General features: G+C 55.1%; 26 protein-coding genes and 1 pseudogene. 7 read left to right on the forward strand and 20 right to left on the reverse strand.

Going from position 1 to position 21687, the window contains the following annotated elements; genetic code table 11:
- Positions 1 to 227: 227 nt before the first annotated feature.
- Positions 228 to 1037, forward strand: coding sequence for a hypothetical protein (locus LEPTO7104_RS0116760; protein ID WP_225887000.1), 810 nt, complete (start codon positions 228 to 230; stop codon positions 1035 to 1037).
- A 386-nt stretch (positions 1038 to 1423) separates the two neighbouring features.
- Here the strand turns inward: LEPTO7104_RS0116760 and LEPTO7104_RS38400 are convergent, their stop codons facing one another.
- From LEPTO7104_RS38400 to LEPTO7104_RS0116785, 5 genes are all read right to left on the reverse strand, one after another.
- Positions 1424 to 2068 (reverse strand): hypothetical protein, encoded by a 645-nt coding sequence (locus LEPTO7104_RS38400; protein WP_225887001.1) that lies wholly within the window; start codon positions 2066 to 2068, stop codon positions 1424 to 1426.
- 57 nt (positions 2069 to 2125) lie between these two features.
- Entirely contained in the window at positions 2126 to 3475 is a 1350-nt protein-coding gene (locus LEPTO7104_RS0116770; protein ID WP_017299740.1) for a glutathionylspermidine synthase family protein, read from the reverse strand.
- Positions 3476 to 3481: 6 nt separating this feature from the next.
- Complete coding sequence (locus LEPTO7104_RS0116775; protein ID WP_026072792.1) at positions 3482 to 4255, reverse strand: DUF1190 domain-containing protein; 774 nt, start codon at positions 4253 to 4255, stop codon at positions 3482 to 3484.
- Between the two features lie 207 nt (positions 4256 to 4462).
- Entirely contained in the window at positions 4463 to 5002 is a 540-nt protein-coding gene (locus LEPTO7104_RS0116780) for a YqhA family protein (RefSeq protein ID WP_017299742.1), read from the reverse strand.
- A 274-nt stretch (positions 5003 to 5276) separates the two neighbouring features.
- On the reverse strand, positions 5277 to 5519 hold the full coding sequence (locus LEPTO7104_RS0116785) for a hypothetical protein (RefSeq protein ID WP_017299743.1): 243 nt from the start codon (positions 5517 to 5519) through the stop codon (positions 5277 to 5279).
- Positions 5520 to 5623: 104 nt separating this feature from the next.
- Between LEPTO7104_RS0116785 and LEPTO7104_RS0116790 the strand changes: the two genes are divergently transcribed.
- From LEPTO7104_RS0116790 to LEPTO7104_RS0116800, 3 genes are read left to right on the forward strand one after another with little or no spacing between them, the layout of a single operon-like run.
- A complete protein-coding gene (locus LEPTO7104_RS0116790) occupies positions 5624 to 5854 on the forward strand; it encodes a helix-turn-helix domain-containing protein (protein WP_017299744.1) in 231 nt (76 codons plus the stop codon).
- 22 nt (positions 5855 to 5876) lie between these two features.
- Complete coding sequence (locus LEPTO7104_RS0116795) at positions 5877 to 6191, forward strand: hypothetical protein (protein WP_017299745.1); 315 nt, start codon at positions 5877 to 5879, stop codon at positions 6189 to 6191.
- Positions 6179 to 6385 carry a DUF2283 domain-containing protein gene (locus LEPTO7104_RS0116800; protein WP_017299746.1) on the forward strand — a complete coding sequence of 69 codons (207 nt, stop codon included), beginning with the start codon at positions 6179 to 6181 and terminating at the stop codon, positions 6383 to 6385. The genes LEPTO7104_RS0116795 and LEPTO7104_RS0116800 overlap by 13 nt, the downstream gene beginning before the upstream one ends.
- 48 nt (positions 6386 to 6433) lie before the next feature.
- Here the strand turns inward: LEPTO7104_RS0116800 and LEPTO7104_RS43665 are convergent.
- From LEPTO7104_RS43665 to LEPTO7104_RS0116850, 11 genes and pseudogenes are all read right to left on the reverse strand, one after another.
- A pseudogene (locus tag LEPTO7104_RS43665) lies at positions 6434 to 6559 on the reverse strand (DUF2442 domain-containing protein); the annotation flags it as partial.
- A 68-nt stretch (positions 6560 to 6627) separates the two neighbouring features.
- Positions 6628 to 7788 (reverse strand): pentapeptide repeat-containing protein, encoded by a 1161-nt coding sequence (locus LEPTO7104_RS0116805; protein WP_017299747.1) that lies wholly within the window; start codon positions 7786 to 7788, stop codon positions 6628 to 6630.
- 89 nt (positions 7789 to 7877) lie between these two features.
- Positions 7878 to 8225 carry a DUF5615 family PIN-like protein gene (locus tag LEPTO7104_RS0116810; RefSeq protein ID WP_026072793.1) on the reverse strand — a complete coding sequence of 116 codons (348 nt, stop codon included), beginning with the start codon at positions 8223 to 8225 and terminating at the stop codon, positions 7878 to 7880.
- Entirely contained in the window at positions 8222 to 8551 is a 330-nt protein-coding gene (locus LEPTO7104_RS0116815; protein WP_017299749.1) for a DUF433 domain-containing protein, read from the reverse strand. Before LEPTO7104_RS0116815 ends, LEPTO7104_RS0116810 begins: the two co-directional genes overlap by 4 nt.
- A gap of 126 nt (positions 8552 to 8677) precedes the next feature.
- Entirely contained in the window at positions 8678 to 10123 is a 1446-nt protein-coding gene (locus LEPTO7104_RS0116820; protein ID WP_017299750.1) for a ferredoxin:protochlorophyllide reductase (ATP-dependent) subunit N, read from the reverse strand.
- A gap of 27 nt (positions 10124 to 10150) precedes the next feature.
- The gene (locus LEPTO7104_RS37070) at positions 10151 to 10591 is read right to left on the reverse strand and encodes a DUF5331 domain-containing protein (protein WP_017299751.1); all 441 of its coding nucleotides are present in this window, start codon (positions 10589 to 10591) and stop codon (positions 10151 to 10153) included.
- Positions 10592 to 10676: 85 nt separating this feature from the next.
- Entirely contained in the window at positions 10677 to 11024 is a 348-nt protein-coding gene (locus tag LEPTO7104_RS0116830) for a DUF5331 domain-containing protein (RefSeq protein WP_017299752.1), read from the reverse strand.
- A 161-nt stretch (positions 11025 to 11185) separates the two neighbouring features.
- Positions 11186 to 12067 carry a ferredoxin:protochlorophyllide reductase (ATP-dependent) iron-sulfur ATP-binding protein gene (bchL, locus tag LEPTO7104_RS0116835; protein ID WP_017299753.1) on the reverse strand — a complete coding sequence of 294 codons (882 nt, stop codon included), beginning with the start codon at positions 12065 to 12067 and terminating at the stop codon, positions 11186 to 11188.
- A gap of 629 nt (positions 12068 to 12696) precedes the next feature.
- A complete protein-coding gene (locus tag LEPTO7104_RS0116840; protein ID WP_017299754.1) occupies positions 12697 to 13083 on the reverse strand; it encodes a toxin-antitoxin system TumE family protein in 387 nt (128 codons plus the stop codon).
- Positions 13070 to 13483: a hypothetical protein gene (locus LEPTO7104_RS0116845; RefSeq protein ID WP_155523673.1), complete on the reverse strand. Its 414-nt coding sequence runs from the start codon at positions 13481 to 13483 to the stop codon at positions 13070 to 13072. The genes LEPTO7104_RS0116840 and LEPTO7104_RS0116845 overlap by 14 nt, the downstream gene beginning before the upstream one ends.
- Before the next feature lie 83 nt (positions 13484 to 13566).
- Complete coding sequence (locus tag LEPTO7104_RS0116850; protein ID WP_017299756.1) at positions 13567 to 14166, reverse strand: alpha/beta hydrolase; 600 nt, start codon at positions 14164 to 14166, stop codon at positions 13567 to 13569.
- Between the two features lie 63 nt (positions 14167 to 14229).
- Between LEPTO7104_RS0116850 and LEPTO7104_RS0116855 the strand changes: the two genes are divergently transcribed.
- Positions 14230 to 15072 carry a nucleotidyltransferase family protein gene (locus tag LEPTO7104_RS0116855; RefSeq protein ID WP_017299757.1) on the forward strand — a complete coding sequence of 281 codons (843 nt, stop codon included), beginning with the start codon at positions 14230 to 14232 and terminating at the stop codon, positions 15070 to 15072.
- Positions 15073 to 15102: 30 nt separating this feature from the next.
- On the opposite strand, the gene LEPTO7104_RS0116860 is transcribed toward LEPTO7104_RS0116855, so the two are convergent.
- The 3 genes from LEPTO7104_RS0116860 to LEPTO7104_RS0116870 form a co-directional block, all read right to left on the reverse strand.
- The gene (locus LEPTO7104_RS0116860) at positions 15103 to 15471 is read right to left on the reverse strand and encodes a DUF760 domain-containing protein (RefSeq protein ID WP_017299758.1); all 369 of its coding nucleotides are present in this window, start codon (positions 15469 to 15471) and stop codon (positions 15103 to 15105) included.
- Between the two features lie 268 nt (positions 15472 to 15739).
- Positions 15740 to 16303: an SMC-Scp complex subunit ScpB gene (gene scpB / locus LEPTO7104_RS0116865; protein ID WP_017299759.1), complete on the reverse strand. Its 564-nt coding sequence runs from the start codon at positions 16301 to 16303 to the stop codon at positions 15740 to 15742.
- 435 nt (positions 16304 to 16738) lie between these two features.
- On the reverse strand, positions 16739 to 17614 hold the full coding sequence (locus tag LEPTO7104_RS0116870) for an ABC transporter ATP-binding protein (protein ID WP_017299760.1): 876 nt from the start codon (positions 17612 to 17614) through the stop codon (positions 16739 to 16741).
- A gap of 232 nt (positions 17615 to 17846) precedes the next feature.
- On the opposite strand from LEPTO7104_RS0116870, the gene LEPTO7104_RS0116875 reads away from it, so the two are divergent.
- A complete protein-coding gene (locus LEPTO7104_RS0116875; RefSeq protein WP_017299761.1) occupies positions 17847 to 18173 on the forward strand; it encodes a hypothetical protein in 327 nt (108 codons plus the stop codon).
- 397 nt (positions 18174 to 18570) lie between these two features.
- On the opposite strand, the gene LEPTO7104_RS0116880 is transcribed toward LEPTO7104_RS0116875, so the two are convergent.
- Positions 18571 to 20424 (reverse strand): tetratricopeptide repeat protein, encoded by a 1854-nt coding sequence (locus LEPTO7104_RS0116880; RefSeq protein ID WP_017299762.1) that lies wholly within the window; start codon positions 20422 to 20424, stop codon positions 18571 to 18573.
- A 192-nt stretch (positions 20425 to 20616) separates the two neighbouring features.
- Between LEPTO7104_RS0116880 and tilS the strand changes: the two genes are divergently transcribed.
- Complete coding sequence (gene tilS / locus LEPTO7104_RS0116890) at positions 20617 to 21615, forward strand: tRNA lysidine(34) synthetase TilS (RefSeq protein WP_017299763.1); 999 nt, start codon at positions 20617 to 20619, stop codon at positions 21613 to 21615.
- The last annotated feature ends 72 nt before the right edge of the window (positions 21616 to 21687 follow it).

Below are 21687 nucleotides of genomic sequence, written 5' to 3' on the forward strand. Positions count from 1 at the left end.
GTTGTAGTGTTTCCATGGCAATAGATCGCTCGGTGTCAGGTAGTTCAAAGGTTAGTCTGCTAGAAAAAATCGATGCTCCGGATAGGTCCAGTATTGCATCGCTTTCAGAGGTTTGGGCTAAAAAATATATCAGAGATCTGCACCGTCAGGATCAGGCGCTGCTGAGCTTGGATCAGAGCCAAACCAAGACAGATATTGCTCAAAAACTGGTTGACATACTGCGTTCTGTGAGCGCCCGAGCCTGGAATAAAACCGAGATTTTGCTGTCCCATGAAATAAGGCGACATCAAATTAGCCCTGATTTAATCGATCCCTGGACTATTGCTAAAGATGTCCATCAGGTCTATGAAAAAGCTCTGACAGCCTACGCCCAGGGGGTTGCTCCCCAGCGGTTTTCGGTAGCGGCCTCCAAACAGTTAGGTGCTATTCGCCAAACCCATACGGCGATCGATCCCAGGGTAATTGGATTTGTCAGCATGCAGTTTCACTACTGCGGTCAGATGCTTTTGGCGGAGGTGCCCGAAGCAGAGCAACCGATGCTGCAAGCCTACTTCAAGGTGGTTGACGATCTGCTATATATGCCCCTGCACCGGGCCTACACCGCTGCCGCAGGCTACGATTACCACGATCCTCGCCTGGAAGCGGTGCGCATGGCGTTGCCTGCGACAAGCCGCATCGCACACACCATTGTGAATCAGGTCATCGACCTTTGCTCCGACTATGCCAGCTATAGCGGCCCGCTCAGCAGCCCTGTCGTGCACACCTCCAGTGTTCGAGATGTGGAAATGTTTCAGATCTATTTGTGGACCTGCGTGCTTGAAAACAGCATTTCGGCGATCGCCCAAGAGCTGTTTCCGCTGTGCCTGATGCTGTATCCCACCCTAAAGGTTAACTGGGGCCTGGTGCGGCTGATGGTAAATCTGCTCGATCAGGAGCTTTCGGCCTGCGTTGGGTCCATCAATGTTCAATACTATGAACCCCACTACAGCGCAATGCTCAAGATGTTTTCGCCCTCTATTTTCCCAGAGCCAATTTAGGTTTTGCGAACAGAGCAGAACATGCCGATACTGCGCCAATCAACGCCCAGAGGCAGGCCTGATCGAGCCATCTTAGAGAGCGTTTGAAACGCGATCTGCTGTAGCTTTAGCCATCTGCTGATTCCCCCTGACCTCCTTTAAGAAGGGGCGGGGAGGATCTCCATTTTTGCTACAAAAAATAGGGATTTTCAAACATCCTTTCAGAAAGATTTAGCTAGGCCCGGCTGAAAAAATGGGGACCAGGCTGTATCCCTTCGGTACCCACTGCCACAGGTTTTTTAGCTCTTTCGCGCTGGGGCGTTGGCCCAGCCCCAGTCTGGCCAAAATCACCCGGCTGATCACCTGATTAAACTGCTGGGGAAACCGATGCTGCTCCTGGGCGTGGTCTAAAAAAAGGTCTTGTAGTAAGTTTTTAAGCTGCTCTCTAATTGAGAAATGTTTTCCAAAAGGCCTTTCACTTCGCTCAGGCGGTGGCTATGGCAGGTGAGCAGCACTTCAGCGGCATTGTTAAAATGCATGCCTTCATCTTTGACGAGATGATGCCCGATCCGCTCGATGCTTTGGCCAAAATATCGGTAATACTCTCTTAAATCGCGCCGGTAAGAGTAGACTGAACCAATTTCATCGAACATCAGGGTAACTAGCAGCGTAAACTCATCCTCTAGGGCCATTTGCAGCGGCTCAAATTCATGCACGCGCGCTGCAAAACGACGATCCATATCGGCAAAACTCACTCCCGCTAGGCAGCGGTAGGTGCGCCGCAGGGCCTCATAATGCTTTAGCTCATCGGCCAGCCAAATCGTTAGCATTGTCAAAAATGGCTCAGACATCTCGCTTTTGCGCCTCATAACGTAGTCATACAGCGATTGAGCATCCCCTTCAGAGTAGACGTCTCGACTCAGCAGGCTACAAAAGTTTTGGAAAACGCCATCAGGGGCCTCGGCCAAATATTGTGCCGGAATGCAGTGATCTTTGGGGAGAACGTCATCTAGAAGCCAACAATTCTGCCTTAGTTTAGGACTACCTGCCATCCGCATCGACCTCGTAATTCATGCTGGGAGATTCATGATTTGATCCTGCCCTCTGGCCTAATCTACCTCGGCGATAAAGAGACCATTGTCAGACACAATGTGGGGAATAATCAGGCAGTGACGCCCGGTAATTCGCGAGGTGTCGCCGCGAATAATTAGGCCAGCCGCTTCGCCGTTAATTACCCAGCTACCCACCATATAGTGGTAGTCGAAGGCATTGGGGAGTTCAATGTATTCCTGAATGACAAACCCTTCGGAACCATAGCCAAGGGCATCTCGCTTCTCCAGTTCGCAAACTCCGGTTTCAATGGAGGTGCCAACCCCTTCTAGCCCTAACATAGGCTTTTTAATGTGCATACCTAAAATCAGCTTTGTGGCAGCGGGGGAGATGTCGTTATCGAAGTAGGTTTCTAACAGGTATTGCCGATAGCTGGAGGTTTTGAACTGCTCCCACATCATGGCCATGGCCCCTTTATTGGAGAGTACCTGCTTCCAGAGGGGTTCGAGAATTTTTACATCTCCCACCTCCAATCGGTGGGCCAGGGTGTGGGTTGATCTGGCATGGGCCATGTCGTTTTGCAGATCGGACCAGTCGTATATTTTCCAGAGCACCGGAATGCGATCGTTGATGTGATCGACAAAGTAGCCGTCCTCATCGAGGCCTATCCCCCGCTGGATTTCGTTCCCCTGCTCATCTTTAAGGCCTCGCAGGTAGACAATCTGGGTGTAGATGTCGCTATCGACCTCGTCCTGGAGAATTTGGATTAGCTGCATCGCCATCTCCAAATCCTCTTCCAGATTTTCATCCACCAGAAAGGAAATGCCTGTTTGCCTGAGATCGTAGGCCTCAGCGATGCGCCGCCATTGACCCGCCACCATGTCCCAAAATTCGTTGAACTGGCTGGCGTCCGTGGGCAGAGGGCACTGGCTGTTCTGGTAATTGCGGCGGTAGTCCACAAACCAGTTCCACTGATAGATGGTTTCGGCCCCGAGCAGCGGTGTTTCGCCATTGATTTCGATCAGCTTAATTTGGCCGTCTTCGGTTACTACTAAATCGAAGCGGGTGCAGAGGGACAGATCTTCGACGGGGTCGGTGCGATCCCAGCTGGTTTTAATCGCCTGCCAGTATTCTGGGCGAATTTTCAGGGTCGCTAAGCGCTGATCGACGTCACCAGGGTGGCGCTCGGTGAAGAACCAGTCTAAAAACTCGACACACATCTGCCAGAGCTGCTCGGTGGCCCCTGCGATCGCCGTTTCTTCCCGCGTGTCAAACTGAATGGCAAACGGCTGGGGCAGAGCTTCAATCCAGTATTTTTGCTGAGCATCGCTCAAGACATCGCTCTGGTAAGCGTTTTCTTGAATATGGCGCTGCCAGTTGCGCCGCCGAACTACTTTGAGGGGTTGCATAAAATCCTACTTTCCACCGCTACCGGTGCCCTTGTACGTTGACCCAAAGCCCTGGCTACTGCGGCCTGTGATGGTACCCCGAGCGGCGGTGCCGGTGGGACGGGGTGGGGCAATCTGGCTGGTTGAGCGGGGCGTCGTTACTGGCCCCGGTTGGGCTTTGGTAACGGTTTGCCCGTAGGGAGTGACCACCTCCCCCGGATTGCTGCTCTTGTAGACGGTGTAGGGCTGATAGACGCTGCGGGTGGCACCGCCCAAATTGAGGTAGACAAAGCTGGGCAGGCCGTAGGGATAGAGGAAGGTGCCGCCGTAGGCCGGGCGGTATCCCGACGTTTGCGCATTGGCTGGAGTCGGCTCGCACTCCACCCCCTCAGACTGGCAGTCCTCCAGGGAAGAGTACACGGGGGCGGTGCGATCGTGCTCCTGCATGGCGGCCAGCATTTGCGGTTCGCAGTCTTCTACTTTCATGACTGGGGCGGTGGGGGGCTGGGCGAGTTGTCCCTGCTCGTGGGCCTTGAGCAAAACGTCATATTCTTGCTGCTGCTTGGCCATGTCGGCCTCGCACTGCTCGGTGGTTTCGTAGAAAACGCCCTCAATTTGGTCGTCGGCATTTTGGTCGGTCTGGCTCGATGTTGGGGTGCTGCTTGACGGCTGGGTAGCCTCGCCACCGCATCCGGCCAGAAGCGTGGCCAGCATAGCCGCCATGACCAGGCTCGTTTGCAGCTGTTGCCGACGTATAGGGCGGAGGTAGAGGGACTGGGGAGCAGTCTTTTTCGGTGCCATAGATCTCGCCGGGGCCGGTAGTGGGTGCTTTCACTATACCCAGCTTGGCGAGCCTCTCCGGCAAAGCGGGGTGGGACAGAGCCAGCGACAAAGCCAGTGCGGGGGCTAAGGGGCGATCGCTATCATCCGCAGGTGCTTCGGGCGCGCGATCGGCTTCTGCCTCCTGGGGACTGACACCCTGACAGGCATAAATTTAACCGCTAATCCTCAGTGGGTAGAGTCTTCGTCTTTATCTTTGGGGCCAAAGCTATACTGCAATTGCAGCAGGTAACTGCTCACAGAGATTAGCAGAATAGAAAGAGCAATATAAATTAAGTCGCTGGCTTTAGAGACTTGCAAGCTTAAGGTTTGCTTGAACAGGCTAACGATTAGGGCGACGACAATAACCTGCACCAGCTTACTTTTTAGCTCTTCCAGCGTCTCACTTTGCAGAATTTTTGTATCTGAGTGCTGAAATCTGACGTCAATCTTAGAAATAAATAGCTCGTAAATGCCAAAGCTAAAAATCAGCAAAACAATGCCGATGAGATAATAGTCAATGCCGCCAATGACGTAGGAGATGATTTTGGTCGTAGTTTCACCTTCTGGGTCTGCGAAGTCGAACTTCAGGCGAAACCCCGCCACAACTTCAAATGTGCCAATGATGAAAAACTGAACGGCGCTGAGCAGGCCAAAAATAACGGGTGCCAGGGCAAAGAACCGAAAATTCCAAATAATAGTCTCAAAAATCTGCTCGATTCTTCTCATGGCAAACACTGGAGTAGGAAGAGATGACCCGTTGATAATGCCAGATTTTGCGTCGATTAAGGGATGGGCAGCTATATTCAGTAGTCGCGGATACCACATCAAAGGTGGCGTTAATCGAGCGACCATTCATCAGTTCAACGCTGATAGTGGCTTGACATCCATCACTCGCTCATCCGCATGAGGCGCCAGGGCTAAGCGCCCAGTTGGCGATCAACCTTGTTTTCGATGCTGTTAAGCTTTTGCAGCCTAGTAGGACGGTCCTCATCTTGGCCGCTTAATACCGCAGCCATTTGGTGAGCACGCGCATGGGTCTGCCGGTGTTGGGGTCGATCTGGGGTTTGCTCCAGGCGCGGGCTTCGGCAAAGCCGAGGCGGTGGAGGATTTTCACGACCAGGTCGATGCCGGTGGCGGAACCGATGATGGTGATGAGGATGGGTTCGCGGCTGGGCTGGGTGGGGGCTGGGCTGCCGGGAGGGACGCTGTAGATTTCGCTGTTGGGGATGAATTCTTCTGACATGGGGATACAAAACTAATGTAGTCACAAGTGAGACATTAACATGGATGCGATGTGTCCACAAGTGTGACATTTACCTTCTTGTGCGGCTCTGCCAGGATTAGGGCATGGGAAGGGCAAGCGACGCACTGAAGCAGGTTTTAGACACCTACAGCATTAGCCAGAATAAGCTGGCGGTGACGATGGGCATTAGTCGCGCCAATGTGGGGCGCTGGTACCACGGGCTTGACCCCAGTGCTGAGAACATCGCCCAGATTACCCAGTCGCTAAAAACGCTAAACCCCTTGGCAGCTAAGGATTTTGTGAGGCTCTACCTAGGAACTATCATTGAGGATTAGCTAAACGGTTGATGAGGATGCTATGGCGGAGGATGCCTATTTTGAGGTCACAACGCCTTTGTGTAGGCATGTTCGCGTTACGGCTGCCTATTGGGATGTGATTGTTACCCTAAAGCATCCAATCATGCGGGGTAAGGAGGATCTGGTTCGGCAGGTGTTGCAAACACCTATCGAAATTCGGCAAAGTAGAAGTGACCCATCGGTTTACCTGCATTATGGGGTTGAGCCGCCTTATTTGATCTGCGCGGTGGCTAGATACCTCAACGGCGACGGCTTCATCATCACGGCATACCGCACCAGCAAAATAAAAGAAGGAACGGTTATATGGACACCTTAAAAATCTATTACGACGAGGTCGGTAAAACGTTGACAGTCTGGTTTAGCGACCCCGCTGAGGAATTTATTGCTGAGGAAACGGGTGAAGAGGTGCTGCTGATTAAAAACGAGGCAGGCACGGTGATTGGGTTTGAGCGGTTGAACTATGAGTTAGCGACGGGTAGTAACCCCGTTGTTGAACTTATCAACGCTTAGGTGATTTCTAGAAACCGCTCTTTCCAGTAGTGGGGATTTCGGGGGCAATCAGCCTACTTTTGCCTCTGGGGCAGGTGCGCCGAGCAGCATTCCCTCGGCACTCAGGTCTTCGTCCAAAACTTCCCAGTGGATGCCGTAGCCGCCGCCGCAGATTTCCCACTGGGCAAGCTGTTCGGGCGAGGCGCTTGGGTTTAAAGTTAATTGGTTAAAGCGAGTTTTTTTACATCAATGACCTTAGCGTATCAGTTATTTAGTTCTGCTTTTAGCTCGTTCATCAAGGCTTTAGGTAATTTAGCAGTAGCAATCCCTTTAACTCCAGACCAATCACGGCGCTTTTCCCATGGTTCTCCATATTCGAGAAGTACCTTATCAAACCACGTAACATTACTGAGATCAGCTCCGGAAATGTCTGCATTATTCATGATAGCGTCTTCTAGTTTAGCTCCTCTCAGGTCAGCTCCTCTCAAGTCAGCTCCTTGGAGATTGGCTCCCTGTAAATCTGCCGATATCATATTTGTCGAGTTGAGTATTGCTCCCGTCAAATTTGCTCTACGAAAGTTAACTCCGCTAAGATTGGATTTCTTGAAGTTCGCCTTCCTGCAATCAGCGCGATGAAGGTCTCCGCCTAAAAGATCACACTCTATAAGAGAAGCCCCAACAAGAACAGAGCCTCGGAGTTTTATAAACGAAAGATTTGAATTTAATATTCTTATTTCCTGACAATCAGAAAATTTCAAGTCTGCTGATCTTAAATCGACATTACTAAAGTTGAATTGTTTGAGATCTGCGCCGATCAGCTTAGAAAAAGACAAATTTAGGTTTGTCCTGGATTTCATGCTTAAGCTAAGTCTCTTAAGTACAGATAAAGCAGCCTGTATATCCGAAGGAATGGATTCAAGTTCTCTAAGCTGATTAACTTCAACTCCAATAGCTTGATATTGATAAAGCTCTGCCCTGGAGAGGTTTTCGTCATGCTCCTTGACCTCGATTGACATTGATTTTCTTTTTATGAAAGATGCCAAAATATCTATGACTATTGGCGAATATCTTTCTGTGGAATCCTCACTAATTTTCTCTAGCGAATAGATACCTCCAACCCTAACATCAAGCTTTTCAGTGTCACCCAGCATCTCAACTGCCTTGGCAAACCTTTCGGCTACTTGCTTGTCATCTGCAAGTCGAATATTCCTAAGTGTTAGACTTGCCGTTATAAAGAAAAACAAACCCCCTAAGGCTTGAATAAGAGTTGTTCTGTACGAATTTTCGATCTCAGCTATCTCTTTTGGATCAACTATCCCTGAAGGAACTTGCCAAATGGGTATCCACCATGTTACTACTCCTAAAATTAAGAAGATGCCTATCCCAATAAGCCAATATTTCAAGTAATTTAATCTTTTTTTCATGAGTCACCTTGGAAGATTACTAATAGATAAGTACTCTCATCGTTTGTAGAAAGCATAGTGTGTATGGCCTTTGTTAAATAAATTTCTGCCTACAAAGGCAAAAATTGTACTCGATTGGCAAACTCTCCTACTTCACCCAGTTTGGTGATCAGCTCAAGATCTCTAATGCAGGTGCCAATCGAGACCTTTGATTGGTGGGCAAACACAACCCCAGGAAAAGTAACGGCTGACGTTTGCCTAGACTTGGCTTCAGCTAGCAGGTCATCATCTTGGGAAAACAGCACCCGCCGTAGTTCAGTAGCCCGATCTAAAACATCAGGATCGTCGATGCCGCTGCGGCCATCTTCCTGAACGGTCAACACATCGACTTGCCGCTGACGTAGCCCGTTAGTAATCGCCCCATGAACGTTTTCATCCATGTAAAGAGCAAGGCTCATGGCAGAAGGCCTTGGGCCTTGAGTCGAGTTACAAAGGGAGACTCTTCGGCCTGCTGTTCTAGTTGCGTAATATAGGTCTCTCGCCGCTGAATATCGGCATCTAGGACTTCGCGATGATCCCAGTAGTAGGCCAGGGCCGCATAAATTTGGCCCATGCTTAAGTGGCGATGGTTGATTTGAATCTCTTCCGGCGTCCAACCATAGGCCCGTTGAGCCATCACTAGCTCAACCACCTTCATCGTCGTACCCACAATCAACGGAATATTATCTTGACTGAGGACGATGTGGGGATACTCAGTCGGTATCAGGCTTTGGGTATCGATCATGGTTGGAGAGGCGATCGCAACTATCTGCCATGGTAACAAGCCCGTTGGCAAGTCTAGGCTTTTCCCTTAAAACACAAAGAAGCCGGATCTCCTGAAGAAAACCGGCTTTTACTCGCTATCTTTGCTCTACACTTTCGCTTCTTCCTTGACCAGCTTTTCCCAGCCGAGGTCTTTGAGGTTGTTGTTGCGGCGGAGAGGTCGCGTCACCAGCTCTAGAATGTCGCGGGTGTTGCCGAAGCCGTGGATTTGGGCGAAGGTAAACTCCACCGACCACTTGGTGCTAATGCCCCGTGCCTCTAGCGGGTTGGCGTGGGCCATACCCGTAATCACCAGATCGGGGTGCAGTTCTTGAATGCGCTGAATCTGGTTGTAGTTGTCGGGCTTTTCGGTGATTTTGGGTAGCGGGGTGCCCATTTCGTTGCAGGTTTTCTCCAGCAGAGCCAGCTCTGCCGCCTGATAGCGCTTGTCCATATAGGGGATGCCGATTTCCTGCACCGTCATGCCGCAGCGGGTGAGGAAGCGGGCCAGGGAGATCTCCAGCAAGTTGTCGCCCATGAAGTAGACCGACTTGCCGCGAATGATTTCCAGGTAGTCTTCCACCGATTCCCAAATTTTGGCTTCGCGCTCGTCCATGCCCTGAGGCTCGATGTTGAAGACCGCGCAGATTTTCTCAATCCAGGCGCGGGTGCCGTCGGGGCCAATGGGGAAGGGGGCACCGATCAGCTTGCACTTGCGGCGGCGCATTAGCGTGGTGGCGGTGCGGGAGAGGAAGGGGTTGATGCCCGCGACGTAGTAGCCTTCGTCCACGGTGGGCAGGTCGGTGTAGAGCTTGGTGGGCAGCCAGCCATCGACCTTGATGCCCTGCTTTTTCAGCTCCAGGGTCATTTGGGTGACGATGGGGTCGGGCACCGAGCCAAACAGCACCAGGGGTGGGTGGTCGTGGTAGGGGGTGTCTTCGGTGGCGGTGTCGATGACCTCTTCTTTTTTGCGGCCCAGGCCCAGCAGCTTTTGAATGCCGCCTTGACCTTCTTTGGGTTCGGCCTTAGGGGCAGCGGGCTGCTTGGCGGCGGCCTCTGCCTCGGTGGGGCAGCGCTGGGCCATAGCGGCCAGCACGGTGTCTTCGCCCTGGGTAAAGGCGTAGTCGAGGCCGTTGGCGCGGGCCACCACGATGGGGATGCCGATTTCGGCCTCCAGGCGGGGGGCCAGCCCTTCGAGATCCATTTTGATGATCTCGGTGGTGCAGGTGCCAATCCAGACGATCACCGAGGGGTTGCGATCGCGCTTAATCCCCTCACACAGCCGCTTCAGCTCTTCGTAGTCGTTGAGCTGAGCTGAGATATCGCCTTCTTCCAGCTCGGCCATGGCGTAGCGGGGTTCAGCAAAAATCATCACCCCCATGGCGTTCTGCAAAAAGTAGCCGCAAGTCTTGGTGCCAATCACCAGAAAGAAGCTGTCTTCGATCTTTTGGTACAGCCACGCCACGCAGCTAATCGGGCAAAAGGTGTGGTAGTTGCCGGTATCGCAGTCAAATTCGAGGGCGGACGCGTTGGGTTGAGCTTGGGCCACGGTCATGGTCGGGGTATCTCCCTAGTGAAGGACTTAGGTTCTGGGTCGATCATCCTCCCGGCCGCCTGCACCGGAGCAGGCTTGTTCGTCGTAGGCGGGGGAGAGCGGTGGTGGAGCGTCAATCGTAAGGGTGGTGACTGTCGCGGATGAAGACAGTTCGACCTCCGCTTGGGCGCTGCTGGGCAACATTTTGTGAGCCTTCTCCAGCGCTGCTAGCTCCTTCACCGGGCTGATATCTAAACCCAGGGCCGCAATAATGCGATCGGGGTTGCTGCTTAAATCCACCACCAGGGGGAGCAGGTTGGTCAGGTCGGGTTCTAGGGTGGCTAAAGCCCCTAAGATAAAACCCGACGAGGGTCGCCTGTGCCCGTTACTGGTTACCCAAATACCCAATTTGTCGATCCACTCGCGGTTGTCGCGGTAGTAGGTTAACCACTTGACTTTGAGCGATCGCCGCAGTTGTTTGCTGTTCACAGATGCCTCGGGCGGGTTTCGCCAACCTCATGTCCAGAGATTGATTAAACCAGAAAAACCTATCCCTACATCTCTATTAACAGGTCTACATATCGGGCGAATCGGGCAACAGCGGCTGCTCGTCGTTGGCCTCAATGGTTTGAGTATGGTCGGGGTTATCCAACACCATCTCGGGGTCAAAGTTGAGGCCCAGCACCTCTACCAGCGCGTCCTCGTCAGGGTTGAGCTTGTAGAAGGGCACCATCAGGTTCGACAGCTTGGGCTCCAGGGCATTCACCACCCCCAGCACCAGAAAGGAGGAGGGGCGGCGACCGCCATCGGGGGTACGCACCGAGGTCTGCTGCATTTGCAGCGTCAACCAGGCCCGGTTAGATTGCACGTAGTCCAACCACTTTTGGCGAATGACCTGGGTAAAGTTCTCGAAAAAGGCCATAATCCTGACTCTTTGCTAAATCGCCTATAGGTAGCTGCCGGGTTTGAACGGCTGCGTACCGATGATAATGCAGCGCTTCAGGATTAGAACTTGATCCGGGGGATTTTTGCAGCATGGTATTAAATTGTCTTGGAGTAGGGTGAGCATTGCCCACCAGCCCTCTAAACCATCATCAGCTCCACCTCATTGGCTTCCTGCTTGGGCGCATCGGCGGGCGGGTTGAGGTAGAAGTCAGACAGCAGGCTAAACAGCTCGCGATCGGCGGCGTCTTCGGGCACAACGCCTTCGGGGCGGGCCAGAATCTGGTCGGCAATGTTGAGGTAGTACTGGCACACCGGGTCGAGGGCGGGGTCGGTTTCGGCCATCTCAAACACGGTCTTGCCCTTCACCCGCGAGATGCGGATGTCTTCGATCAGGGGCAAAATCTCCAGCACCGGCATGGGCACATGCTCAATGTACTTGTCGATCAGGTCGCGCTTCGAGGTGCGGTTGCCGATCAGCCCGGCCAGGCGCAGGGGGTGAGTACGGGCTTTCTCGCGCACGGAGGCGGCGATGCGGTTGGCAGCGAACAGCGCGTCAAAACCATTGTCGGTGACGATTACGCAGTAGTCAGAGTAGTTGAGCGGAGCCGCAAACCCGCCGCAGACCACATCTCCCAGCACGTCGAAGAGAATCACGTCGTACTCGTCGAAGGCGTTGAGTTCTTTTAGCAGCTTGACGGTTTCACCGACCACGTAGCCGCCGCAGCCCGCCCCTGCCGGAGGCCCACCCGCTTCAACGCAGCTGACGCCGCCGTAGCCTCTATAAATCACGTCATCGGCCCACACGTCTTCGTAGTGGAAGTTCTTTTCTTGCAGGGTGTCGATGATGGTGGGAATAAGGAAACCAGTGAGGGTAAAGGTGCTGTCGTGTTTGGGATCGCAGCCAATTTGCAATACCTTGCGGCCCCGCTTGGCCAGGGCCACTGAGATGTTGCAGCTGGTGGTGGACTTACCAATGCCCCCTTTCCCGTACACAGAAAGCTTTAAAGTCTGGTGAACCATAGGGGAAAATGCTCATCTAGGGCGGATAAAGCCAAACCCAGTCCAGGGGCGATTTTTTTTGGATAGATATCCTACCCGCTGGACCTGGCTCGACTGTTAAACAAACAGGGTCTACGCAGTTGATTGCGTGCCCAGGGTGTTTCGGCTGTTTGGATTATGGTCATAGGGCCTGGGGCTTGGGAAGGGGGCCTGAGAATGGGTGACATCGAAATTATGGCTTTTTCAGGCTTAGCCTTTTCTTGGTAGCCCTCAACCCTTCTGAACCCAGCTCAGTCGTTCCAAAGAGCTTAAGGAAGGATTTAGGCTTGAACTTAAATTAAATCAGAACAATAGCAAAATACATAAGCTTAAATCTTCTAGGGCATTCCGCATTTTGCTGGGTTCGGCAAACGACCCCACTCAAGCGCCTGAGTTGGGCAAATTCCACCTGCTGCCCTCGGCGGCGGCTAAGTCAACGGTGTGGATAGGCGATTTACCCAACGCTGAGCCAGCCGCGCGATCGCGTCTCTTCAACCCCAGGGGATTTTTCTATAGATTCGTAAACTTTCTGTCTATGCAACGGAATGTAACGGCCTTTACCCTTGAGATGGTGGGTGTGCGCCCATTCCAATGGCTTTGTTGGGTCGTGTCTAGCGAGTTACGTGACGGATAACTTCCTGCACCAAATCCTCAATCCTGGGTGGTTCTGCGGCAACTATCTTCCCATCCGCTTGATGCTTATGACATTCAAAACCAAGGTCAGGCTTGTGCCTAGCGTTGTCATAGCGAAAAATTAGGGTGCCGTCTGCCTGCTGATATTGATAGGCATAACTGGACAGTGTGTTGGCACTGCCACCAAGATAAAATACTCGGATGTGAATCTCGGTGGCATCCAACAATACTATTTTTGCTTTGAGAACAGCCTGATCGCCAGAACGAAGGTCTGCTGAAATCTCTATCGATATGGATAATCCATAGTCATCCAAGATCTGCAAGCCTGACGTTAGCCGCGCAACAGCGATGTCATTCAGCGACATAAGTAAAGCTTTTCAGGAGAGCCAGGTCTTGTAGAAGGTGCTGAAATAGCTGATACTCTCCCATCCACTCAACATACTCCAAATCTCCACCTTGGAGGTCTTCAGCAGTAAAGCGCTCGGCAAACTCTGAAGATGGTACGTTGTAGCTCGCCTCGAAGTGCTCAAGACGCCGCCGCGCATACGCTATGGATAGCTCAATGCGAGCAGTTTCTTTCTTCACAGCATCGCTGATTACAGCTATAGCCCTAGATGCGTCAGCAGATCTTAAAATCACTTCTGTTAAAGATTCACCGTGCTCTGAATCATGATCTAACGCAACAGCATCGGCAATGGCAGGATTAACTGTAGGCGGAGAAACTTTAACCTGCGGAACATCTGCTGAATTGTTTTTGCTTGACACAGGTAGTTGACCTCATCGCGCTAGAGCTATCTCCATTATTGCTAAAAGTTCAGAGTTTTCCAGGGAAAACCCTTTCCATATCATTATTGGCCTAGCAGTATGGAGGCTAAGTCACCAATCCGCTCGAAGTCAATTTGAGATGCGATCGTCATCAATCGTCGACCATCCACCCGTAAGGTGCTGGCCTCGATCGTGCGGAGCACGTCGATCAGGGTGAGTTCGCCGCTGGAGGCGGTATCTAGAACGGCGTCGCGCAGCAGCTCCCAGCCGGGGCTATTGTTGTCGGAGAAGACAACGGTAGTCGCTAGCAACCGCCAGAAAAACTGCCCGGCAAAGGTATCTGAAACCTCGCGCAGGTTGTCGGCATCGACCAGCACATTCTGGGTGAGCACCTGGCGAGCCTGGTCTTCCTCAATGCGGAGCACGTTGAGCAGCAGCTGCAAGTCTCGGCTGGGGATACCCGTCTTGGCAAACGACTCTAAGTCGCTGACAGAAATGGGGGGCGTTGCTAAGGAGCCGTAGGTGATCTGAATGTCTTCGGCGGCCTGGGCCTGAGGAGTCGCTACGGCCAGCCCCGCGACGGATGCCGCGACCAGGGCTAGGGTGGTGCTGCTGCGCCCCAGACGCCGCCCCAGAACTCCGAGCAATGAGGATAGATCTACGACCTGCCAAAATCGGTGCATAGTGCTTAACTCACTCCAAGATAGTTAATGACGACTGACTATCTGCCAAGGTTCCCTTTTGCTATGGCTACATCCCCACCCCTCATAGGACTGATTCCAGCCGCAGGGCAGGGCACGCGCCTTGCCCCCCTGCCCATGAGTAAAGAGCTTTTTCCGGTGGGTTTTCGCATGGTAGCCAGCAGGGCGGGGGCTCGCCCTAAGGTGGTGTGCCACTATCTGCTGGAGAAAATGCAGCGGGCGGGCGTTGGGCAGGCCTTTTTCATTCTGCGGCCCGGCAAGTGGGATATCCCGGCCTATCTGGGCGACGGGGCCGAGGTGGGGCTGCATTTGGCCTATTTAACGGTGCATGTACCCTTTGGAGTGCCTTTCAGCCTCGATCAGGCCTATCCGTTTTTGCGCGGGGCGACGGTGGTGCTGGGGTTTCCAGACATTTTGTTTGAACCGCAGCATGCCTATCGAGTGCTGCTCGATCGCCTGCACGGAGGCACCGCAGATGTGGTGCTGGGCCTGTTTCCTACCGATCAGCCGGAGAAGGCGGGAGTGGTTGATTTTGACGAAGATGGCTTGGTGCGGGGCATTTATGAGAAATCTGAGCTGACTCACCTGCCCTATATGTGGGCGATCGCCGTCTGGCGGCCTAGCTTTACCGAATTTCTGCATCGGTTTGTGGGCGATCGCACCGAGGCGCTGATTGGTGGCCAAATTCCCCAGCAGATGACAACTCTGCCGCCCTACCGCGAAACTCCGATCGGCGACGTGATTCAGGCTGCTCTAGAGGCGGGGCTACGGGTAGAAGCGCACCCCTTTGCCGACGGCAGCTATCTGGATATTGGTGTGCCGGAAAACCTGGCTAAAGCGATCGAGCAGCACTTGCTTTCAGATTTGCCAAACCCGCCGGAGAAGTAGGTGATTTAGGGCAATCTCAGTCGCCCAATCTCAGTCATCTAAGTCGATGTCGTCGGCACCGAAGTCAGCTCCAAAGAGGGAGCCAGACATGGTGTGCTCTAGCTCCATGCGCTGCTCCATCTGGCGCAAAAAATAGCCGGTCATCATGGCAGAGGCCAGCAAACCGGCTAGATTTTCGCGATCGGTGGTGACCTGGATGTTGAAGCCATCGCCTGGCAGCACGCCGACCAACCCCTGCACGTTGTGGGCAATAATTTGCTTGATTTCGCCGCTCACCGACTGGGCCACTCGGGTCAATACCTCCGGTGACTGGTGCTGGAGATATTTGAGCAACTCATTGGCCTGGTCGCTATTGGGAGACATGCCAATGAATTCAGCGTCTTCAGGGTTAAATACCATGGAATCTCAGAGACCTCTGGTCACAACGTAGGCGGTGGCGAGCACCAGCTATTGGGGCGTTTGGATCTAACGTAGCAAAAGCAACCCCTGGCCTGCCTGTACCTACTAATATTCCCGATGATAGCGTAACGAATCATGAAAAATTAAGTCGTTCTCCGGTCTGAGGCTAGTGCCTGAGCGCAAAATCCGGTCGCAGCGGTCACTGGAGCCGCAGTCGCTGTGGATATTCCAACTGCAATTTTTTGACGGTGTGGGTCATGGTTCTGGGCTATGAGGCTTCCTCTACCTCGGGTTCAGGCTCGATTTCAGGCTCATCCTCAGGGTCTATATCTGCCGCTGGGGAGGCGGTTGAACCTTTAGGCCGGAGCTGGGGCAGCTGGTCGATTTCAAAGTGTTGGTAAAACTTGTCGGTGACCTGCACCAGGGACGATCGCCCTTCGGCCTGGCGGCGTTTGCGCACAAAGCCCTGGGCAACCAGCTCTGGCACGTGCTGATAGACGCCAGAGCCGCGCAGTTCGACGAGATCGGTTTGGCTGATGGGGCCTTTGAGGGCGATCGCGGCCAGGGTCCGCAGTGCGCCTACGCCCAGATCGATGGGGATGAGCAAATCCACTAAGAACCGATAGCGTTCTTTGAGCTGAAGGCAGTAGCCATCGACGGTTTCGACGATTTCGAGGGCGCCGTCGCGGTGGGCGTATTCGTCCATCAGCTCGATTAGGCCTTCTTCGATATCTTCGCGATCGCAGCGGGCGAGCTCGGCCAGTCTGGCGATATCCAGGGGCTGCCCTTTGAGGTACAGGATTGCTTCAATGGTGGTGGCCAGGGTGGACATGGACCAGCGCTACGGTAAACCATTCCCCAGCCTAGCGTCGATTGTCGTAAACAGTTGATTTTGGGGGCTAGATCCTGCGATCGCAGATAAATTTCACCTGGCTGAGCAACAGATATCCCGTAGGGGCAAACGGCGTTTGCCTAGCCAAATTGGGGCTTATCAAGCAAGGGTTTATGCGGCGCACAACCTGGGGCAACAGCCAGATCTGCTGCTGGGGCCATTTCGCTGGCCCCAGACCCCCGTAGACCAGGGACGTTCCGCCGCCCTGGACCCGACGGAAAGGACTGGCTGATCGTCGGTTTAAACCTATGTTCTGCAAATTGACCGGTCAACCAACTTTGTTTTGTTGAGTAGAAACTCGTAGGGTGCATTCGCGCAGCAATGCACCGTTTTGGGGAACAGCGCGTAAAAGCAATTTGCGGTTGCGGGGAAGCTTCAATCCAGGTTGCGCCCGGTTAGCTCGACAAAAATATCCTCCAGGTTAGAGGGGCGGGTCATCATTCCGGTTTTGTCGGGCTGCCGGTCGAGGTAGGCGTTGGCTGCCTCTAAGGTGGGGAAAAACTGGTATTTCCAGCGCTGCGCGGAGCGATCCCCTTGGGAATCGCCCTGCTGGGTCATGACAATGCCTTCGCCGTGGCGCTGGCGAAACTGCTCCAGGGTGCCCAGCTCGATCAGCTTGCCCTGGTCGAGGATGCCGATGCGATCGCACAAGTACTCCACTTCTTCCATGTAGTGGGTGGTGAGCAGCATGGTCATGCCCTGCTGGTTGAGGCCGCGAATGATCTCCCACAGGCGGCGGCGGGTTTGGGGGTCGAGGCCCACGGTGGGCTCGTCGAGAAAGAGAATTTTGGGGTTGTGCAGCAGGGCGCGGGCAATTTGCAGCCGCCGCTTCATGCCGCCGGAGAGGGTTTTGACTTTGTCGTCGCGGCGATCGCCCAGTTCGACGTACTCTAGCCAGGTGTCGATGGTGGTGCGCCGCTGGGGATTGGGGATGTGGTGCATGCGCCCGTGGAACTCCATGTTTTCCCACACGGTCATGTCGCCATCGACGCTGGTTTGTTGCAGCACTACGCCGATCTGGCGGCGCACATCGAGCTGCTGGCGGTTGACGTCGTACCCGGCGACGACCACGTGGCCATCGCTGGGCCGGGTGAGGGTGGTGGCCATGCGAATGGTGGTGGATTTGCCTGCGCCGTTGGGGCCAAGCAGGCCAAAGACTTCCCCAGCTTCAATATTGAGGGAGAGGTCGTTGACAACAGATACCCCGTTGTAGACTTTGTGGACGTTTTGCAGGCAAACCGCAGCGGACATGGCAGTTGATAGGCTCCAACGCTAACGTTACTGACAACTAGGGGTGGGGCGGTTAGGCCTTGGCCTAGGGCAGTCTGTAACATATTGTGAATAGTCTTACCGTAGCACCCATCTACCTTTGGTTATTCAGTTCTCAGAGCTGTTGGCTGCGCCGGGCTGGGGCTGGTGATTGCAAGTTGACCTTTGACCACGCCAAAATCGCAAATCCAAAACCTAAAATTCAGAACTGCCCATGCGCGCTCGAATTGATCACGGCATTCTCTATCTCCACCAGGAGGATGTGCCCGCTTACAAAAAGTCGGGTTCGGTGGTGCGCAACAGCTATTTTTGGGCACTGAAATCAATCGCCGATCGGGCGGGGTTTAACCACGATTGGGAGTTTGCCGATGTGGTGTGGCCAGCGCTAGGGCGGATGCTGGTGTCGTTTATGGAGTCGGGGTATTTGGGCTACCGGGAGACGGTGCTGGAGTTTACCGACGATGTGGCGATTCCCGATGCGCTGCGCCCTGCCAGCACCTGGATCGCCGCCGATGAATACGACGACAGCGATCAACTGTAGGGTGCATTCGCGCAGCAATGCACCATCTCGCTTGCTTCAGCTCATTTCAACCGCCGTGTACAAATACTCGGATTAAAAGCCAAACCTGCCGCTGGGGGCGTTTCGATTGCCCCCAGACCCCGTCGACCAGGGCCGTTCCGCCGCCCTGGACCCAACGGAAAGGAGTGGGCGATCATCGGTTTAAACCCCTGTTCTGCAAACGAGCCTTTAGGCAACAGGTTCTCAACCCCTAGCTTTTTGCCAGCCTCCCATTTCCCTATCTCCCCACTCCCTCATCTTCCTCATCCATCCATCCACCCGCCTACGCATCCACCCGCCTACGCATCCACCCGCCTACGCATCCACCCGCCTACGCACCCACGCATCCACCCGCCTACGCACCCACGCATCCACCTGCCTACTCCAAAGACTCCCGATACCGCGCCAACAGCGGCTGCAAAAAGTCGTAGCCATCCACCCCAATCACAGCGAGGAACTGGCGGCGGTGGTCGGCGATGATGCTCTGGAAGGTGTCGGGGCCAAGCTGGCCGTAGAGAATGCTGAGCAGGGCGGCGGGCTGTCGCCACTCGGGGGAGTCGATCTGGTGGAGCAGGTACATGCCGAGGCAGCCGGTGAGCACGGCCTGTTCGAGGTTGCCGTCGCCCTGGTGAGCGGCGGCCAGGTTGGCGAAGTTGGAGGCCATCAGAAAGCGATCGCCGATCGCCTGGGCCACCTGTAGCCCCTGCTGAAGGGAGTTGATCGCGTCTTTGTACTGGCCGAGCTTGAGCTGGGCGATGCCGAGGCTGTTGGCGCAGAGGGCCTGGCTGGGGCGATCGCCGACCTGTTCTGAGAGGGCCAGCCCCTGCTGGAGATAGCTGAGCACGGTTTCGTACTGTTCGGCTTCGAGCAGCTGGGACTGGCCCTGGGCCACCTGGCTGTAGCCGAGGTTGGCCAGGGCGTTGGCTTGGCCAATGCGATCGCCGCTCTGGCGAGCCAAAATCAGCGCTCGCTGGCTGTGGCCCTGGGCGGCTTCAAAGTCCTGCTGGGCTACGCAGGTGCGGCTGAGGTGGTTGAGACTGGCAATTTCGCAGGGCACATCCTGAGCCTCGCGGGCCACCTCCAGGGCCTGCTGGTGAAATCGCTGGGCCTGACGATTGTTGCCCAACGCCCGCTGGGAGTAGCCCAGCAGGGTCAAAATACGGGCCTTTACGGCGGTGTTGGGCACTTCCTGGAGGGGCTGGTCTAAATAGTCGAGCAGCGCTTGTAGGGGTTCTCCAGAAAGCGCCGTGAACAGACCGCCGTAGAGGGGAAAATAGCTCTGATTGGCAAACTGCCGCAGTCCCTGCAGCGCCAGATGAAAGGACCCCATGGCCAGGGTGCGCTGACCCTGCTCGCCGAGGCGGTTAGAGATCTGGCCCCAGACCACGGCAAAGGTCAGGAAGGTGGCGATGGAGAGGCGCTTGCCGGCCTGGGGGTCGTAGGGCTGGCGATCGAACCAGTTCACCAGGGCCAGCTGAAGCCGCTGCAAGACGACTCCCCAGACAATCCAGTCGGCGACTCTCAGGGGCACGGCAATGCCAGCGGCGGTTACGGTTTGGTGCAGAGCCAGATCGTCAAACAGGCGCTTGAGGGCTGGCTGGCTGACAATTTGGCCCCAGTGACGCCAGGGGCCAGGGCGATCGCCCGGCTGACTGAAGCCAATCTGCTGGCCCTGGGCATAGATCCAGCCGACGACATCGCCTTCGAGCTGCTGCCAGGCGGCTAAACCCTGCTCCAGCCCCTCGGCCAGGGTGGACAGGGCCGGTTCGGCCTCGGTGGCGGGGGCCGCATCCGAGGGTGCGGGAGCCTGCTTGAGTGCCCTGGACAGCTGCACCAGTTGTTCTCTGGAGAGCGACTGGTCGCGGTTGGGGTCGAGGGCCGAGATCAGCTGAAACAGGCGTTCTTCAGGAGATGCATTGAGAATTTCTGCCTCTACCCCCGTGATCATGGCTGTGGCCTGATTGTCGGCCATCCAGCGCTGCCACTCGCCCTGAATGGTGAGCAAAGCCCGGTGCTTGCGCATGGCTTTGGCCTGCTTTAGTTCGTCGTCGCCAGGGGCCAGATCAGGCTCCAGGGCGGCTAGGGTGGCGGCTAGAGTCCGCTCAAACAATTCGCCGCTGCCGGGTTCTACTCCGGCCTGTAGCATGCGGTAAACCTGCTGCTTCGACTGAATTTTGCCTTTGAGGGTCGCGGCAACAATGTCATCAATGAGCGCTTGGTACGGTTGAGCCATAGATCGCCATGCCGTTCAACATGTTGGGAGGGAGATGATTGGGGAGAGAGGGCTGTTGCCCAAGTGTGCCACAGATTTTTCTGGAGATTCAGCCCATTTCAGCCGAGGGTTTGGCCCTAAAGCCTGGCGAGGCGGTCGGGGTGGGGTAGTCTGGAAGACAGGCGTTCAATCCCTGAGATTTGCAGGTGGGGCATGGGCGAAGTTGCCTGGAGTGCCATGCACGCTGGGGTCCATCGACAGCTGCGCAGCCGTTCGCTACTGCCCCGGGGGGCGTCGGGGCTAGTGGCGGTTTCGGGTGGGCAAGATTCGGTGTGCCTGCTCAAGCTGCTGGTCGATTTGCGGCCCAAGTGGGGATGGCAATTGCGGGTGGTGCACTGCGACCACCAGTGGCGGGACGACTCGGCGGCCAACGCCAGTTTTGTGCGGCAGCTCTGCGCCGAGTGGGGGGTGCCCTGCCAGGTGGTGACAGCCGCTGCCGTCTACCCTACCGAAGCCGCTGCCCGTCAGTGGCGCTACCGGGTGTTTGAGGATTTGGCCGTTCAGGAGAATTGTAGCTATGTGGTGACGGGGCACACGGCCAGCGATCGCGCCGAAACCCTGCTCTACAATCTGCTGCGGGGCAGCGGTACCGACGGCTTGCAGGCCCTGGCCTGGCGGCGGCCCCTAACCCCCGATCGCCCCATAGCCGTGGTGCGCCCCATTTTAGGCCTCACCCGCCAGCAGACCGGAGAGTTTTGCCGCCAGTTTGCCCTCCCGATTTGGGAAGATGCCACCAACCAGGACCCCCGCTATGCCCGCAACCGCATTCGTTTAGAACTTTTGCCTTACCTGCAAGAGCACTTTAACCCCGGGACCGAAACTGCGCTGGCGCATACGGCGGAGCTGCTGACCGCCGAAGTGGAGCTGCTGGAGTCGATGGCGGGGGAGCTGTATGGACAGGCCGTGACCGCTCCGGCCCTGGCTACGGCAGCCTGGAAAATTCAGCGATCGCCCCTCCAGGCGGCCCCCCTGGCCCTGCGGCGGCGGGTGCTGCGCCGGGTGCTCCAGCGGGTGACCGTGGCTCAGGTCAGTTTTGAGCATGTTGAAAAGCTGGTGGCGCTGCTCACCGCCCCCAACGGCAGCGCGAGCGATCCGTTCCCCGGCGGCGCGATCGCGCGGGTGGAGGGAGATTGGATTGTGGTGAAACCATAGGGAATTAGAGGCCTGCCCCAGACACCGCGATCGGGGTTCTAGAATAGAGCTACCGCAGACCTGGAGTCTTTC

Origin of the sequence: Nodosilinea nodulosa PCC 7104 (assembly GCF_000309385.1) — a bacterium.
Lineage (GTDB): Bacteria > Cyanobacteriota > Cyanobacteriia > Phormidesmidales > Phormidesmidaceae > Nodosilinea > Nodosilinea nodulosa.

Excerpts from the sequence above, each read along its gene's own strand:
- LEPTO7104_RS38400 (WP_225887001.1), bottom strand. The coding sequence starts at position 2,068 with ATGGCAGGTAGTCCTAAACTAAGGCAGAATTGTTGGCTTCTAGATGAC.
- LEPTO7104_RS0116770 (WP_017299740.1), bottom strand. The coding sequence starts at position 3,475 with ATGCAACCCCTCAAAGTAGTTCGGCGGCGCAACTGGCAGCGCCATATT.
- LEPTO7104_RS0116775 (WP_026072792.1), bottom strand. The coding sequence starts at position 4,255 with ATGGCACCGAAAAAGACTGCTCCCCAGTCCCTCTACCTCCGCCCTATA.
- LEPTO7104_RS0116780 (WP_017299742.1), bottom strand. The coding sequence starts at position 5,002 with ATGAGAAGAATCGAGCAGATTTTTGAGACTATTATTTGGAATTTTCGG.
- LEPTO7104_RS0116785 (WP_017299743.1), bottom strand. The coding sequence starts at position 5,519 with ATGTCAGAAGAATTCATCCCCAACAGCGAAATCTACAGCGTCCCTCCC.
- LEPTO7104_RS0116790 (WP_017299744.1), top strand. The coding sequence starts at position 5,624 with ATGGGAAGGGCAAGCGACGCACTGAAGCAGGTTTTAGACACCTACAGC.
- LEPTO7104_RS0116795 (WP_017299745.1), top strand. The coding sequence starts at position 5,877 with ATGGCGGAGGATGCCTATTTTGAGGTCACAACGCCTTTGTGTAGGCAT.
- LEPTO7104_RS0116800 (WP_017299746.1), top strand. The coding sequence starts at position 6,179 with ATGGACACCTTAAAAATCTATTACGACGAGGTCGGTAAAACGTTGACA.
- LEPTO7104_RS0116805 (WP_017299747.1), bottom strand. The coding sequence starts at position 7,788 with ATGAAAAAAAGATTAAATTACTTGAAATATTGGCTTATTGGGATAGGC.
- LEPTO7104_RS0116810 (WP_026072793.1), bottom strand. The coding sequence starts at position 8,225 with ATGAGCCTTGCTCTTTACATGGATGAAAACGTTCATGGGGCGATTACT.
- LEPTO7104_RS0116815 (WP_017299749.1), bottom strand. The coding sequence starts at position 8,551 with ATGATCGATACCCAAAGCCTGATACCGACTGAGTATCCCCACATCGTC.
- LEPTO7104_RS0116820 (WP_017299750.1), bottom strand. The coding sequence starts at position 10,123 with ATGACCGTGGCCCAAGCTCAACCCAACGCGTCCGCCCTCGAATTTGAC.
- LEPTO7104_RS0116830 (WP_017299752.1), bottom strand. The coding sequence starts at position 11,024 with ATGGCCTTTTTCGAGAACTTTACCCAGGTCATTCGCCAAAAGTGGTTG.
- bchL (WP_017299753.1), bottom strand. The coding sequence starts at position 12,067 with ATGGTTCACCAGACTTTAAAGCTTTCTGTGTACGGGAAAGGGGGCATT.
- LEPTO7104_RS0116840 (WP_017299754.1), bottom strand. The coding sequence starts at position 13,083 with ATGTCGCTGAATGACATCGCTGTTGCGCGGCTAACGTCAGGCTTGCAG.
- LEPTO7104_RS0116850 (WP_017299756.1), bottom strand. The coding sequence starts at position 14,166 with ATGCACCGATTTTGGCAGGTCGTAGATCTATCCTCATTGCTCGGAGTT.
- LEPTO7104_RS0116855 (WP_017299757.1), top strand. The coding sequence starts at position 14,230 with ATGGCTACATCCCCACCCCTCATAGGACTGATTCCAGCCGCAGGGCAG.
- LEPTO7104_RS0116860 (WP_017299758.1), bottom strand. The coding sequence starts at position 15,471 with ATGGTATTTAACCCTGAAGACGCTGAATTCATTGGCATGTCTCCCAAT.
- scpB (WP_017299759.1), bottom strand. The coding sequence starts at position 16,303 with ATGTCCACCCTGGCCACCACCATTGAAGCAATCCTGTACCTCAAAGGG.
- LEPTO7104_RS0116870 (WP_017299760.1), bottom strand. The coding sequence starts at position 17,614 with ATGTCCGCTGCGGTTTGCCTGCAAAACGTCCACAAAGTCTACAACGGG.
- LEPTO7104_RS0116875 (WP_017299761.1), top strand. The coding sequence starts at position 17,847 with ATGCGCGCTCGAATTGATCACGGCATTCTCTATCTCCACCAGGAGGAT.
- LEPTO7104_RS0116880 (WP_017299762.1), bottom strand. The coding sequence starts at position 20,424 with ATGGCTCAACCGTACCAAGCGCTCATTGATGACATTGTTGCCGCGACC.
- tilS (WP_017299763.1), top strand. The coding sequence starts at position 20,617 with ATGGGCGAAGTTGCCTGGAGTGCCATGCACGCTGGGGTCCATCGACAG.